Here is a 14,312-nt window from a genome sequence, read left to right as displayed (position 1 = left end):
AGCGGGCAGCGGGCAGCGGGCAGCGGGCAGCGGGCAGCGGGCAGCGGGCAGCGGGCAGCGGGCAGCGGGCAGCGGGCAGCGGGCAGCGGGCAGCGGGCAGCGGCGGACCGTACCGGAGGAGCGTGGCAGCCGTACCGCACAGAAACCGCTTCCGATGGCGGCCAAAGCGGAGGAGACTGCGTGTCTGCACGTCGAGCGCGTGTCATCGCCGCCGAAAGAGGACTTCGCTCTCCATGCAGAAACCCGAATCCGGTCCCCGTTCCAGCCCGTTGGATCACCACTACTCCGGGGAGCATCCGCTCCGGACGCTCGCCTACCTCTTCCGGCCCGACCGCCGCAGGCTGGTTCTCGCCGTGGCGGTCTTCTCGTTCAAACACATACCGGTCTGGCTGCTGCCCCTGATCACGGCCAACATCATCGACGTGGTCGTGGAGCACAGGCCGGTCGCCGAACTCTGGTACAACGCCGGGGCCCTGGTCTTCGTCCTGGTCCTGAACTTCCCGCTGGCACTGCTCTACGCCCGCCTGATGAGCGCCAGCATCCGCCGTATGGGCAGGGAACTGCGGTCCGCGCTGTGCCGGCGGATGCAGTACCTGTCCATCGGCTATCACGCCCGGGTGAGCGCCGGTGTCCTGCAGACCAAAGTCGTACGGGATGTCGAGGCGGTCGAGCAGATGACCCAGCAGAGCGCCGACCTGGGGCTCGGCGCGATCATGACGCTGCTCGGCGGTCTGGTGGTGATCGGCTTCCGCACGCCGGTGGTCCTGCCGGTGTTCGTGGTGGTCGTACCGCTGGCCGCTCTGCTGGTCCGGCGGCTGCGCTCGCGGATCCGGACCAACAACGAGGAGTTCCGGCTGGAGATCGAGCGGCTGTCCTCGCGTGTCGGCGAGATGACCACGCTCATACCCATCACCCGCGCGCACGGCCTCGAACGCACCGCGCTGCACCGGGTGGACCACACACTGGAGCGGGTACTCACCGCGGGATTCCGGCTCGATGTCCTCAACGGCCGCTTCGGATCGCTCTCCTGGATCCTGCTCAACACGATGGCGGTCGGCTGTCTCACGGGCTCGGGGATCGTCGCGTACTACGGCTGGCTGGGCATCTCCGCCGGTGACGTCGTGATGATCAGCAGTTTCTTCACGGCTCTCACCACCTCGCTGATGACGCTGATGAATCTGACGCCGATCGTGGCGAAGGGCCTGGAGTCGGTGCGTTCGGTCGGCGAGGTCCTTCAGGTGCCCGACCTGGAATCCAACGAGGGCAAGACGACGGTCGAGCGCGTCGAGGGACGTATCGACTTCCAGCGGATGAGCTTCGTCTATCCGGAGGCCGAGGAGGCCTCGGTGCGCGAATTCGACCTGTCCGTACGGGCGGGCGAGACCGTGGCGCTGGTCGGCGCTTCCGGGGCGGGAAAGTCCACGATCCTGAACCTGCTGATCGGCTTCATCAGGCCCTCCGAGGGCCGCATCCTGCTGGACGGTTCCGACATGGCGGCGCTGGACCTGCGCACCTACCGGCGCTTCCTGTCGGTCGTACCGCAGGAGTCGATCCTCTTCGAGGGGACCATCAGGGAGAACGTGACCTACGGTCTGGAGGGCGGCACGGACGACACGGCCCTGCGGGCGGCGCTGCACGCCGCCCACGCGACGGAGTTCGTCGACCGGCTTCCCAAGGGGCTGGACACCGTGGTGGGGCAGCGCGGCGCCCGGCTCTCCGGTGGTCAGAAGCAGCGTCTTGCCATCGCCAGGGCGCTGATCAGGGATCCGCGCATCCTGGTGCTGGACGAGGCGACCTCGGCCCTCGACAACACGTCGGAGGGGCTCATCCAGGACGCGCTGTCCCGTCTCGTGCAAGGCAGGACGGTCTTCGTCGTCGCACACCGGCTGTCCACCATCCAGAGCGCGGACCGCATCATCGTGATGGACCAGGGCCGCATCGTGGAGATCGGCAGCCATCGCGAACTGCTCGCGCGCGGCGGGGCGTACGCGACGACGCTCCAGCCGCGACGGCTGGGGTAGGCACGCGGCCGCGCGGTCCCCGTGCCGCCTGTTTCGGGCCGGTGCGGGGGCGGGAGGGCGCCGTGATGGGCAGGCGCGGGGACGGAAGCAGGCGCCGTCCCTCGTCATCCTGTCGGCTCGCCACCTCATAGCCTCATCGTTCCATTGTCTCGTCACCTAATAACTCGTCGGCCTGTTATGTCGTCACCTGATGCTTCTGTCGTCTCATGCGTTCGTCGGCTCATGCGTTCATTGGCGGACCGACTCAACCGACAGACCGACCATCACTTAACAGCTAAAGCGAATGTTCGATCAATCATCCTCATGGTCGGGGAACCCGCAGGCGACCGCCCATGGGGAAGTCGGAGGCGCGGTCGGTAGGGTCCTGGACATGCCGATATCCATGGAATCGCCGACCACGCCCGGGCCGACCGTCGTCACGTGGGCGGCGAGCGCCGTCCGGCTGGACGTGGCGGGTTCCCCTGACCTGACATGCCGTCTGATCGTCCGCACGAGCGCCGGTGGACGGAACCTGCGCGTACGGCTCTCCAACGCCTTCGGTGAGCGGCCCGTCGTCTTCGGGCCCGTGTACGCCGGCGAGGTGGCGGCCGGGGCCTCGGTCGTGGCCGGTACGAACCGGCCGCTGACGTTCGCGGGCTCCGCGACCGTCACCGTGGCACCCGGCGCCGACGTCTCCAGCGACCCGCTGCCCGGTGCGGTGCTCCCGCAGGCCGATCTCGCGGTGAGTGTGTACGTGCAGGACGCGGGGGGCGCCGTGACGGGCCATCAGCGTGCCGGGCAGACCTCGTACCTCGCCAGGGGCGACCGGGCGGGCGCGGACGGCGCGGCCGGCTACGACGAGCAGATCATGTCCTGGTTCCACCTCGACGCGATCACCGTCGACATCCCGCCCGCCGAAGGGACGGCCGCGCCGGGCGCCGTGGTGGCCTTCGGGGACTCCATCACCGACGGTTCGGCCTCCACCGACGACCAGAACCGTCGCTGGCCCGATCATCTGGCCCGGCGGCTGCTCGCCGATCCCGCGAGCAGCCTCAAAGGGGTCGCGAACGCCGGAATATCCGGCAACAAGCTGCTCGCCGACGGCGCCGGGCAGAGCGCGCTGAAACGACTCGACCGCGATGTGCTGTCCCACCAGGGGGTGCGTACGGTCGTCCTGCTGGAGGGGGTGAACGACCTCAAGGCCGATCCCGCTCCGACCGCCGCCGAACTGATCGCCGCCCTGCGGGACATCAGCGTCCGGGTCCGGGGCGCCGGCAAGCGCCTCGTGTGCGGGACCGTGCTGCCGTTCCACGGCTGGTTCGAATGGACACCGGAGGCGGACGCCGTACGGGAATCCGTCAACGCCTTCATCCGGACGAGCGGGGACTTCGACGCGGTCGTGGACTTCGATCTGGCCCTGCGCGATCCCGCGGAGCCCCGGCGGATGCTGCCGGAATTCGACTCCGGTGACCATCTGCACCCGAACGACGCGGGCATGCTGGCGCTGGCCGGCGCGGTCGACCTCACCGCTCTGGAGGGGTGAGCGCGAGGCCGCTACCGCTGAATCCGCCGAGTCCGCCGCGCTGGTCCGGTGCCCGTGGATCCGATGCGGTGAATTGCGTTACCGCGTGTGAATCCCGGCGTTGAACGTGCGTAAAGGCCGCACGTCGTGCGGCCGCACTCGCAATCCGAGGAGAAACCTGATGTCCCGTATCGCAAAGGCAGCGGCCGTACTCGTCAGCGCGGGCGCCGTGCTGGCCGGCGGCGCCGGTATGGCTGCCGCGGACGCCGGTGCGTCGGGCGCCGCTGTCGGTTCCCCCGGTGTCATCTCCGGCAACGCCATCCAGGTGCCCGTGCACATCCCGGTCAACCTGTGCGGCAACACCATCGATGTCGTCGGTGTGCTCAACCCGGCGTTCGGCAACCAGTGCGCCAACATCTCGGGCGGACTGGCCGAGCGCGAGGCGCACCACGAGGTTCACGAGGGCCACCAGGGCGGTTACGGCGGCTGATCCGGTCTCCGAGCGGCGGGCGCCGGGCCTCCTGGCGCCCGTCTCCGCGGCGCGCGGCCTCCCACGCATCCGCACAGGAGACCGCGCGCCGCGTCCGTACAGGCGCGGCTCAGGCGTCGTACCGGTAGAGGTTCTTGTGGTCGAGCAGCTGGGACGGCTTGATGTTCCACGGCGGCATCGGTTCCTCGGCGCTGAGGGCCCGGCCGCTCTGCGGGTCGTTCCGGGGCAGCCGCTTGTGCGGCAGATACGTCGCCTTCGGGTGCTTGCTCTGCCAGCGGTCCCAGAGCAGGTCGACGAAGGCGTGGTGGAGCCAGAAGACAGGGTCGTTGGGGGATGCCGCGCCCAGCATCTCGCCGCCGACCCAGCGGTGCACCCGGTTGTGGTTGCGCCAGGGTGCTTTGTCACCACCGGTGGTCCAGCCCTCCAGCCGGTTGCGGAAGCCGGTCCTGGCGGTCGAGTCCCAGGGGGACGCGTCGTACACCTTCTCGTTCATCGCGCCGGCCAGCTCCGCCGCGGTGGGCAGCGAGACCGGGTCGGCGGGGCGGCCGAAGTTCCTGGTGAGGAAGTCGCTGTCGGTCACGCTGGTTCTGATCGGCCAGTTCCCGGCGCGGTGGGCGAACGGACCCGTCATCACCTGGCGGTCGCCCTGCCTGCCGTTGCCTCCGAGAAAGCTCTCGGCCCACAGTGAGGAGGAGTGCGAGTTGTCGGCCGTCCAGTCCCAGTAGGGAATGGTCACCGACTTGTCCACCTTCTGAAGGGCGCCTTCGAAATCCAGCAGGAACTGCCGGTGCCACGGCAGGAAGGAAGGAGCCATGTGCCCGGCGCGCAGTCCGTCCTCCGCGTCGGAGATGTAGTACTGGATGTGCAGCTCGACGAATTCCTCATAGGTGCCGCGCCGTTTGAGTTCGAGGACGGCCTGGACGAATTTCTTCTTCTCGGCGCCGGTCAGATTCCGCTGGTTCTTTCTCGTGTACACCGGTGGATCCCCTTCCCGGGGCTCAGAGGTGGTGGATCGGTCCGGAGAGCGACAGCTGCGCGCCGCCGAGGTCGTCGACCGCCGCCCGCGCCGCTTCGAGCAGGGTGGGGAACGACTCGTAGTGGTTGACCACGCTGAGATAACTGCCGTCGGCGCGCCGCATCACGCGCAGGGGCCTGCCGTCGATCCGGACGCCGAAGGGCGAGCCGGGCGACAGCCGGGAGGCGCCGGAGGACGCGGGTGAGATGCCGGTGGCGGGGACGCGGGACTCCGCCGTCTCCGGACCGATCTGGAGGCGCCGCCCCCGGTACATCCCGTCGAAGGGCGCGGGGGCCTGCGCTTCGGGGCCGGGCGCCGGCGCCGCCAGGTCCGGGCGGCGGCCCGCCCTGACGACCGGGGTCAGTGCCGCGGACGTACCTCCCACCACGCCGAAGGTGAACAGCGCGCGCAACAGTCCGCGCCGGGTGCGGTGGTTTTCGCCTGGCATGAGGATCTCCGCTCTTCGATGCGCGGTGTCCGGATCGGACAACCGTTGTCCCGATCCGGACAACGAGGCGAAGGCGAAACAGTTCTGCGACGCCGCTGTCCCGGCGCGGCGCGGGAACATGGTTCCGTACAGGTCGTGGCAGGTGGCGCCGGTCGGGCGGCGCCGCCGCGCATGAGGCAAGGTATGGCGAGGCCGGCGAGAAGACGGCTGACAGCGTACGCAGACGATGCGGGAGGCAGCGTGTCCGCCGAAGGGCCGAGCGACGAGGGTACGGAGGAGGGCGCACGGCCGCGGCGCCCGCTGGGCGGGCGGTTGCCGCGCGGCCGGTACCTCGGTGCGCTGCGGCGCGTGCCGATCGCGATGTGGAACGACGACGCGACCGACCGGGCGGCCGCGCTCACCTACTACGCGGTCCTGGCCATCTTTCCCGCGCTTCTGGTCACCGTCTGCTGCATCGGTCTCGCCGGTCCCGAGGCGACCGGCAAGTTCGCCGACCAGGTGACCTCGCTGGTGCCCGCGCAGTCGCAGAACCTGGTGCACAGCGTCCTGGAGGAGATGACGAAGCAGCGTTCCGCCGCGTGGCTACTGGCGTCGTTCGGCACGGTCGGGGCCCTGTGGTCGGCCTCCAGTTACCTCGGCATCTTCCGGCGCGCCCTGCACATCATGCACGGCGCGGTCGACCACCGGCCGCCGTGGCGCACGGCTCCCCGGATCGCCCTGACCGCCTGCGCGCTGCTCGCGCTGCTCGTGACGAGTGCCTTCACACTGGTCCTGACGGGTGAGGCCGCGGGGGCGCTCGGGCGGATGCTGGGGATGGGCTCCGCCGCGAGTCTGGCCTGGAGCGGTCTGAAGTGGCCGCTGCTGTTCGCGCTCGCGGCCGTCCTCGTACTGATCGTGTTCCGCAACGGGCCGCCGGGGACGCGCAGGCTGCGGCGTGCCCTGCCCGGCGGGTTCCTCGCCGTGGCGCTCTGGCTGCTGACCTCAGCCGGTTTCGCGCTCTACACGTCCCACGCGGGGACGTACAACCGGCTCTACGGATCGCTCGCCGGCGTCATCGTGTTCCTCGTCTGGCTCTGGGTCACGAATCTCTCGCTGCTGGCCGGTGCCCAGTTCAACGCCGAACTCTTCCGGGAGGATCCGGCCCGGGACGACCAGGACGGCGAGGGCGGCGACGGCCGGTCCGACGACTCGCGTGTCGTCGGACCGGCGCGCTCCACCGGGATCGGGCGTCCCGGCAAGGCAGTTCACAGGGTCAGCAGCTGAGGTTGCCGCCCGGGTCGACGCCCAGGATCTGCGCGAAGCCGGTGTAGCTGTTGATCCGGCTCTGCACCTGGGCGGGGTTGCCGCCGTTGCACTCGATGCTGCCGTTGATGCTGCGGATGGTCTCACCGAAGCCCGCGCCGTTGACCATGGCGTTGTGCGGCGTCATGGTGCCGGGACCGCTCTGGGTGTTCCAGTACCACAGGGCCGTCTTCCAGGCGACCGCCGAATCGGTCTGGACGAGGTCGGGGTTGTTCAGCAGGTCGATGCCCAGCGCGTCGCCGGCGGCCTTGTAGTTGAAGTTCCAGCTGAGCTGGATGGGACCGCGCCCGTAGTACTTGTCCGTACCCGCCGGGCAGCCGTAGGGCTGCGAAGCGTCGCAGTAGTACGGGTAGTTGGCGGTGTTCTGCTCGACGACGTAGACGAGGCCGCCGGTCTCATGGCTGACGTTCGCCAGGAACGCCGCGGCCTCCTGGCGCTTGACGCTGTCGCTGCCGGTGTTGGAGAAGCCCGGGTAGGCGCTCAGGGCGGCGGTGAGGCCGCTGTAGCTGTAGAAGGAGTTCCGGCCGGGGAACATCTGGTTGAACTGGCTCTCGCTGACCACGAAACCGCCGGCCGGCGGGTCGGTGGGGGGCGGGGTGTCGCCGCCGCAGGCACCCTGGTCGGCCCAGACGTCGGTGGTACCGGGCGTCTCGCCCTGGGTCCACCACTTCGCCTGCCAGTTGTGCCCGTTGTACGAGGCGGTGTCCCCGCCCCAGTAGACGGCGCCCGCGTTCCAGGACCCGGTGCAGGCCGCGGCCGTGGCGGAGACCGAGGCCGTGGCGGACGCCGCGGGCAGGAACAGCGCAAGGGCGAGGACCGAAACCATCGCCGTGAGCAGTGCCGAGATACGTCTCACAAGACTCACTCCTTCGCGCGGCCACCGGTTGTCCCGGTGGCCGCCATGGGGGTGAGGGAACCACATCGGAATCGAGCCGCCCTGTCAAGGTCTAGACCAAGCCAGGGGGTTGATGGTCATACGGTGACTTCCACGAGTTCCAGGTCCGTCAGCCCGGCCAGAGCCCGCAGTTCCGGCAGCAGCCCGCCGGTGGCCAGTGCCCAGTGGTGGCCGACCCCGCTCGCGCTCCACGCGTCGGTCCACTCTCCCGGGTCGCAGCCGAAGTCGACGCGTGAGGTCGTGTTGCCGATCGTCAGGTGAGGCCCCGGCACGACCTCTCCCTCGGCCGCCACGAGCCGGTAGCGCCCTTCACAGCTCTGCCCGAGCCCGACGAGGGTGACGGGTCCGTGCCGTACGTCGAACTCGACGGACACGCCCCAGCCGCGCTTGCCGTGGTAGACGCCGAGGCCGCGCAGCAGCGGTTTGCGCTCACTGATGGCGAGGTGCCCGGGGCCGTCGTGGCCCATCTCCACGACGCCGGCCGTGAAGTCCAGCGCCTGCAGTTCGGTGAACGAGCCGCCCGCGCCGAGCCGGTCGGCGACGAGCATGGCCAGGGACGTGCGCAGTTCGTACTCGCCGCACGCCGGGATTCCCCGGGCGGTCAGCAGCGAGGAGCCGAGGATCATGCCCGCGCCGAGCCGTTCGTGGATCTCGGCGTCCAGCCCCCGGTGGTAGTACGCGAGCGTGTCCAGGTCGAAGTCGGCGACCAGCCGGTCGAGTCCGGCGGAGACCCGGGCCGCCCAGCGCAGGTCCTCCGCCACGACGGAGTCGGCGAGTTCGAAGACGTCACGGGTCTCGGCCAGCTTGGCGTCCAGCTGACGGTCGGTGACCTCCTCGACCCGCACGCGCAGATCGTCGAACTCGACCACCTCCACGTGTCCGCCCAGGTTGCCGGTGACCATGGTCAGGTCGGTGGAGACGTCGTACATGCCGGGGTAGAGATGCCCCATCAGGCCGTGTCTGCCGTGACGCAGTACGGAGCGGACCCCGGCCGCGCGGATCCAGCGGCCGATGCGCTGCCACGCCCGGTCGTCCTCCAGATACCCGGAGACGGAACGGAACGGCACGCCGACGCGCTCGAAGGCGTTGGCCATCTCCGGCAGCGGGCAGGCGCCGCAGTACGCCAGCCACTGCCCGGTGTCGAAGTTCGCGTGGTCCATCGACTCCGTGGGCTGGAGGTTGATGAGCAGCACGGGCGCGCCGCTGCGCCGGGCGACCGGCACGAGCATGCTGGCCGTCATGTACGTGGTGAGGAAGCCGACGATCAGATCGCAGTCGGCGGCGCGCAGCGTCTCCGCGGCCGCGGCCCCCTCCTGCGCGTCGGAGATGAAACCGGCGTCGATCACGTCGGCGTCGAAGGCCCGCATGCGCGCGGTGACGCGGTCCGCGGAGCGGCGCAGCTGCGGCAGGAGGTCCGGAAACTGCGGCCAGTAGGCGCCGAGTCCCCCCGCGACGAGCCCGATCCTGGGCTTGCGGGCGACGGCGGGGGTACGGGCGGTCATGGCGGCTCCTTCGGTCGCGGGTGGGCCCGTCCAGGATGTGACGGCGTGTCGCGCCGGGGACACGACACGCCGTACGAGCGGCACCGCCCGTCAGGAACCGGCCGCCAACTCGGAATGAGCCGGCTCAGAAGTGGAACGTGTCGATGTTCTGCTTGTCGAAGACGGTCGGCTCGCCGAGGATGACCTCACCGTCCTTGCCGACGGTGTACTCACCGAGCTTGCCCGCCTTGAACTTCTCCCCCTCGGCGCCGGTGATCTGCCCGGACGCGAGCGCGGCGGCCGCGTAGGAGCCCAGGTAGCCCAGCTCCTCGGGGTTCCACAGCGAGAACTGCCCGACGGTGCCGTCCTTGACGTACTTGCGCATCTGGTTCGGCGTGCCGAGGCCGTTGAGGACGACCTTGCCCTTGTACGAGGAGTCGCTGAGGTAGCGGGCCGCCGCCGCGATGCCGACCGTGGTGGGCGAGATGATGCCCTTCAGGTCGGGGTACGCCTGGAGCAGGCCCTGCGTCTGCTGGAAGGACTTCTGGTCGGCGTCGTCCCCGTACGCGACCTTCACGAGCTGCATGTCCTTGTACTTGGGCAGCTTCAGCTCGTCCTTCATGAAACCGATCCAGGTGTTCTGGTTCGTGGCGTTCTGGGTCGCGGAGAGAATCGCGATCTTGCCCTTGTAGCCGATCTGCTCGCCCAGGTGCTGGACGAGGCTGCGGCCGATCTCCTCGGAGCTGGCCTGGTTGATGAACAGCTGACGGCAGTCCTTGGCGGTGTCGGAGTCGTACGCGACGACGTTGATCTTCTTCGCCATGGCCTGTTTGAGCGGCCCGCACACCGCGTTCGGGTCGTTCGCCGCGATCAGGATGGCGTCCTGGCGCTGCTGGATGAGGGTGTTGATGTACGAGACCTGCGAGGAGGCGCTGGCGTCGGAGGGGCCGACCTCCTTGCCGGCGGAGGCGAAGTCCTTGGCGGCGGCTATGCCCGCCTCGTCGACGATCTTCTCGTACGGGTTGTTGATCTGCTTCGGCAGGAACGCGAGCTTGAGGCCCTTCTTCAGGGGCGCGTCCGGATTCGCCTTCGCCCCGGAGCTGCCGGCGGTCGGGGTGTCTTTCTCCGCGCTGTCCTTCGTCGTGCCCGAACAGGCGGTGAGCGCGACGGCGAGGGCGCAGGCGGTGGCCGCGGTGGCGGCCGCGCGGCGTCGGGCGGCGGTGCGGATCATCATGGCGGGCGTGGACCTTTCGGAGGGCTCGGGACGGCTCGGGAAAGTCAGGGCGCGGCCGGGGAGGCGGCCGCGCGGCGGTGTCTGCGTTCGACGGCGGTGGCGATGACCCGGGGAGTGAGGACGGAGGCGACGAGCAGGAGTCCGGTCACGATGACCTGGACCTCGTTGGGCACGTCGTTGAGGGTGAGCAGGTTCTTGAGGACGCCGATGAGCAGCACACCGGCGACCGCGCCGAAGAGGGTGCCCTTTCCGCCGTCGAAGTCGACGCCGCCGAGCAGGACGGAGGCGATGACGAGCATTTCGAAGCCGAGTCCGTTGTCGGCGCGCGCGCTGCCGTAGCGGAGGGTGAAGACGACTCCGGCGAAGGCGGAGAACAGGCCAGTGACCACGAAGAGGACGAGCTTGAAGCGCTTGACCCTGATCCCGGCGAAGTACGCGGCCTCCTCCTGCGCGCCGATGGCGAACAGGGAGCGCCCGAAGACGGTTGAGTGCAGCAGTACGGCGGTGGCCACGGCGAGTACGAGGAAGAGGGCGACGGGGTACGTGAGAAACGTGCCGGGGATCGTGGTGGTGTCCACGGCCCAGTCGGCGTACGTCTGCGGGAAGTCGGTGACGGCGTCGCTGCCGAGCGCGACCGACGCGAGGCCCCGGTAGAGTGCGAGCGTGCCGATGGTGACGGCGAGGGAGGGCAGGCCGACCCGGGTCACCAGCCAGCCGTTGAGCAGGCCGCCCGCGACGCCGACGAGCAGGACGACGGGCACGATCGTCTCGAAGGCCCAGCCCGCGTTCCACAGAGCGCCGGTCAGGGCGCTGCCGAGGCCCAGCATGGAGGCGACGGACAGGTCGATCTGTCCGGCCACCACGAGCAGGGTCATGGGCAGGGCGATGAGCGCGACTTCGGCGATGTCGTTGAAGGCGAAGGCGAGGTTCTCGCCGGAGGCGAAGCCTTCTGTGGTGCCGAGGCCGACCAGGAAGACGGCCACCAGCAGCACGCCGACCGCCGTGTCCCAGCGCAGGGCCACCGCTCTGGCCCGTTCCCCGGCCTTCGCGGCGCGCGGCCCGGTGTCCGGGGCCGGGGGACGGCGCGCGGCCTCTGTGTCAGGCGCCATTGCCATGGCGGGCGCTCCTCTTCCTCAGTGCGGCTGTCATGCGCAGGTTCACGATCCGGTCGACGCTGATGGCCGCGAGGAGCAGGGCTCCGGTGATGGCTCCCTGCCAGAACGCGTCGACTTTCAGGACGACGAGCGCGCTGCCGATGGTGGTGAGCAGCAGCGCTCCGAGCGCCGCGCCCCACACCGTGCCGGTACCGCCGGTGATGGCGACTCCGCCGACGACGACGGCGCTGACGACGGTCAGTTCCCAGCCGTGCGCGTTGTCCGCGACGACGGTGCCGAAGCGGGCGAGCCACAGGGTGCCCGCGAAGCCCGCCACGGCTCCGGAGAAGGCGTACGCGCCGAGGATCCGCCGGCGGATCGGGATGCCGGCGAGCCGGGCGGCCTCCGGGTTGGAGCCGATCGCGTACAGCTCGCGGCCCGAGCGGTAGCCGCGCAGGTAGTAGGCGGTGGCGGCGAGCAGGACCAGCGTGATGAGTGGCAGGTAGGGGACGCCGAGGACGCTGCCGCTGCCCAGGTGGAGGATCGGGTCGGGGACGTCGGCCGCACCGATCTGATCGCCCTGCGCCCACCAGTAGTCGACGCCCTGGATGATGTAGAGCATTCCGAGCGTGACCACCAGCGCGGGCACCCGGCCGAAGCTGACGAGGGCTCCGCTGACCAGTCCGCAGACGATGCCGATGGCGATGCCGAGCAGCATGACGACGAGAACACCGTGGCCGGTGCCCGCGACGAACTTGCCGCAGGCGAAGGCCGAGAGCCCGACGACGGAACCGACCGAGAGGTCGATGTTGCGGGTGACGACGACCACGGACTGCCCGGCGGCGAGCAGGACCAGGATGGAGGCGTTGAGCAGAAGGTCCTTGATGCCCTGGTCGTCGAGGAAGCGCGGGTTGGTCAGCCAGGTGCCGAGAACGAGCAGGACGAGCGCCCCGGCGATGCTGATCTCGCGGGCCCGGAAGACGGCGTCCACGAGCGCGCGGGCCGAGCGGTCCCCGTTCGCCGCCGCGGCGGGCTTTTCCAGCAGGGTTGTCATGCCGCCGCCCTCTCGGTCAGTCCGCTCGCGGCCGCCATCACGGTCTCCTCGGTGGCCTCGGCGCGCGGGATCTCGGCGGTGAGCCTGCCCTCGTGCATCACGAGCACCCGGTCGGCCATGCCCAGGACCTCCGGCAGGTCGGAGGAGATCATGAGGACGGCGAGGCCGTCGGCGGCCAGTGCCGACAGCAGGCGGTGCACCTCGGCCTTCGTACCGACGTCGATACCGCGGGTGGGTTCGTCGACGATGAGGACGGAGGGGTCGGTGGCCAGCCACTTGGCGAGGACGACCTTCTGCTGGTTGCCGCCGGAGAGCACACCGACGGGATCCGCGAGACGGTTGTACTTGAGCTGGAGCCGTACGGCCCAGTCGGCGGCCCTGCCGCGTTCCAGGGCCCGGCGCACCATCCCGCCCTTGCCGAGCCGGGAGAGTCCGGTGAGGCCGATGTTGCGCTCGATGGACATCTCCATGACGAGTCCGCGCTGCCTGCGGTCCTCGGGGACGAGCGCGAGCCCGGCGTCCATGGCGGCGGTGGGTGAACCGGCGGGCAGCCTGCGCCCGTCCACCTCGACCTCGCCCGCGTCGGCGCGGTCGACTCCGAAGACCGCCTGCGCCACCTCACTGCGTCCGGCGCCGACGAGTCCGGCCAGGGCGACGATCTCGCCGCGCTTCACGTCGAAGGTGATGTCCCGGAACACCCCTTCCCGGGTCAGCCTGCGCACCGAGAGCGCCGTCTGCCCGACGTCCGTGCGCTGCTTGGGGTACAGCTCGCCGAGTTCGCGCCCGACCATGGAGCGCACCAGGTCGTCCTGGGTGAGTCCGTCGAGCGGTTCCGAGGAGATGAGCCGGCCGTCGCGCAGGACGGTGACCCGCTGGCAGAGCTGGAACATCTCCTCGATGCGGTGGGAGATGAACAGGACGGCGGCGCCCTCGCGGCGCAGTGTCCGTACGACGGCGAAGAGCCGTGCGGTCTCACTGCCGGTCAGGGCGGCGGTGGGCTCGTCCATGATGAGGACGCGCGCGTCGAAGGAAAGCGCTTTGGCGATCTCGACGATCTGCTGGTCGGCGATGGAGAGCCCGCGGGCGGGCCTGCCGGGATCCAGTTCCACGCCGAGCCGCTTCATGAGGGCGGCGGTGGTGTCCCGGACCGCCGCGCGGTCGATACGCCCCAGGCTCCGGCGCGGCTGACGGCCCATGAAGATGTTCTCGGCTATCGAGAGATCGGGGAACAGCGTCGGTTCCTGGTAGATGACGGCGATTCCGGCGTCTCTGGCGTCGGCGGGGCCGTGGAAGACGACAGGCCTGCCGTCGAGGACCACCTCGCCGGTGTTCGGCTGGTGGACCCCGGCGAGCGTCTTGATGAGGGTGGACTTGCCGGCGCCGTTCTCCCCGGCCAGGGCGTGTGCCTCACCGGGGAAGAGCTGCAGACTGACGCCTTGCAGGGCCCGTACGGCACCGAAGGATTTGCTCACGCCCTTCAGGGCCAGGACCGGGGCGGGGCCCGGGGCGGGTTCGTTCATGAGGGCTCCTCAGCGGTGAGGCCGGTAGCGCTACCCGCCATGAAAGGTTTCAATGAGGTTGCACGGAAGCTAAACGGCGTTTGCATGCGGCGTCAATGGGGTGTGCGCGATATTTTCGGGTGTGTTGGCGCGGTGTGTTTCGAGAGGCCAAAGGTGTGGTGAGAAGGGTTGACACACCCTCACACCTCTCATAACTTCGCCGCAATGAAACGATTCACGCAGAGTTGCCTCACCGACTCGCACCGCGAGTCCGCACC

At 69.8% G+C, this 14,312-nt stretch carries 12 protein-coding genes; 4 read left to right on the top strand and 8 right to left on the bottom strand.

The genetic code is table 11. The features are described from left to right. The first annotated feature begins 233 nt into the window (after positions 1 to 233). From ACIP6N_RS24165 to ACIP6N_RS24155, 3 genes are all read left to right on the top strand, one after another. Positions 234 to 2,021, top strand: coding sequence for an ABC transporter ATP-binding protein (locus tag ACIP6N_RS24165; protein WP_401818654.1), 1,788 nt, complete (start codon positions 234 to 236; stop codon positions 2,019 to 2,021). A gap of 370 nt (positions 2,022 to 2,391) precedes the next feature. Then, positions 2,392 to 3,543 (top strand): SGNH/GDSL hydrolase family protein, encoded by a 1,152-nt coding sequence (locus ACIP6N_RS24160; protein ID WP_401818652.1) that lies wholly within the window; start codon positions 2,392 to 2,394, stop codon positions 3,541 to 3,543. A gap of 160 nt (positions 3,544 to 3,703) precedes the next feature. Further along, positions 3,704 to 4,012, top strand: a complete 309-nt coding sequence (locus ACIP6N_RS24155; protein WP_401818651.1) for a chaplin — start codon at positions 3,704 to 3,706, stop codon at positions 4,010 to 4,012. A 109-nt stretch (positions 4,013 to 4,121) separates the two neighbouring features. Here ACIP6N_RS24155 and ACIP6N_RS24150 read toward each other — a convergent pair whose 3' ends face one another. Continuing rightward, positions 4,122 to 4,988, bottom strand: coding sequence for a tyrosinase family protein (locus ACIP6N_RS24150; RefSeq protein ID WP_401818649.1), 867 nt, complete (start codon positions 4,986 to 4,988; stop codon positions 4,122 to 4,124). Positions 4,989 to 5,010: 22 nt separating this feature from the next. Next, positions 5,011 to 5,475 (bottom strand): tyrosinase family oxidase copper chaperone, encoded by a 465-nt coding sequence (locus ACIP6N_RS24145; protein WP_401818646.1) that lies wholly within the window; start codon positions 5,473 to 5,475, stop codon positions 5,011 to 5,013. Between the two features lie 240 nt (positions 5,476 to 5,715). On the opposite strand from ACIP6N_RS24145, the gene ACIP6N_RS24140 reads away from it, so the two are divergent. Then, positions 5,716 to 6,738, top strand: a complete 1,023-nt coding sequence (locus tag ACIP6N_RS24140; RefSeq protein WP_401818644.1) for a YihY/virulence factor BrkB family protein — start codon at positions 5,716 to 5,718, stop codon at positions 6,736 to 6,738. Here the strand turns inward: ACIP6N_RS24140 and ACIP6N_RS24135 are convergent. The 6 genes from ACIP6N_RS24135 to ACIP6N_RS24110 all read right to left on the bottom strand — a co-directional run bounded on the left by ACIP6N_RS24135 (position 6,728) and on the right by ACIP6N_RS24110 (position 14,055). Further along, positions 6,728 to 7,603, bottom strand: a complete 876-nt coding sequence (locus ACIP6N_RS24135) for a glycoside hydrolase family 19 protein (RefSeq protein ID WP_401818835.1) — start codon at positions 7,601 to 7,603, stop codon at positions 6,728 to 6,730. The genes ACIP6N_RS24140 and ACIP6N_RS24135 overlap by 11 nt on opposite strands. Before the next feature lie 146 nt (positions 7,604 to 7,749). Next, positions 7,750 to 9,174, bottom strand: a complete 1,425-nt coding sequence (locus ACIP6N_RS24130; RefSeq protein ID WP_401818643.1) for an arabinose isomerase — start codon at positions 9,172 to 9,174, stop codon at positions 7,750 to 7,752. A gap of 124 nt (positions 9,175 to 9,298) precedes the next feature. Next, the gene (gene rhaS / locus ACIP6N_RS24125; RefSeq protein ID WP_401818640.1) at positions 9,299 to 10,387 is read right to left on the bottom strand and encodes a rhamnose ABC transporter substrate-binding protein; all 1,089 of its coding nucleotides are present in this window, start codon (positions 10,385 to 10,387) and stop codon (positions 9,299 to 9,301) included. A 44-nt stretch (positions 10,388 to 10,431) separates the two neighbouring features. Beyond that, a complete protein-coding gene (locus tag ACIP6N_RS24120) occupies positions 10,432 to 11,502 on the bottom strand; it encodes an ABC transporter permease (protein WP_401818638.1) in 1,071 nt (356 codons plus the stop codon). Continuing rightward, positions 11,486 to 12,535 carry an ABC transporter permease gene (locus ACIP6N_RS24115; protein ID WP_401818637.1) on the bottom strand — a complete coding sequence of 350 codons (1,050 nt, stop codon included), beginning with the start codon at positions 12,533 to 12,535 and terminating at the stop codon, positions 11,486 to 11,488. Before ACIP6N_RS24115 ends, ACIP6N_RS24120 begins: the two co-directional genes overlap by 17 nt. Further along, a complete protein-coding gene (locus ACIP6N_RS24110; RefSeq protein WP_401818636.1) occupies positions 12,532 to 14,055 on the bottom strand; it encodes a sugar ABC transporter ATP-binding protein in 1,524 nt (507 codons plus the stop codon). Before ACIP6N_RS24110 ends, ACIP6N_RS24115 begins: the two co-directional genes overlap by 4 nt. Positions 14,056 to 14,312: the final 257 nt, after the last annotated feature.

Source organism: Streptomyces sp. NPDC088725 (genome assembly GCF_044751305.1).
GTDB lineage: Bacteria > Actinomycetota > Actinomycetes > Streptomycetales > Streptomycetaceae > Streptomyces.
This window is presented reverse-complemented; position numbering and strand designations above follow the sequence as displayed.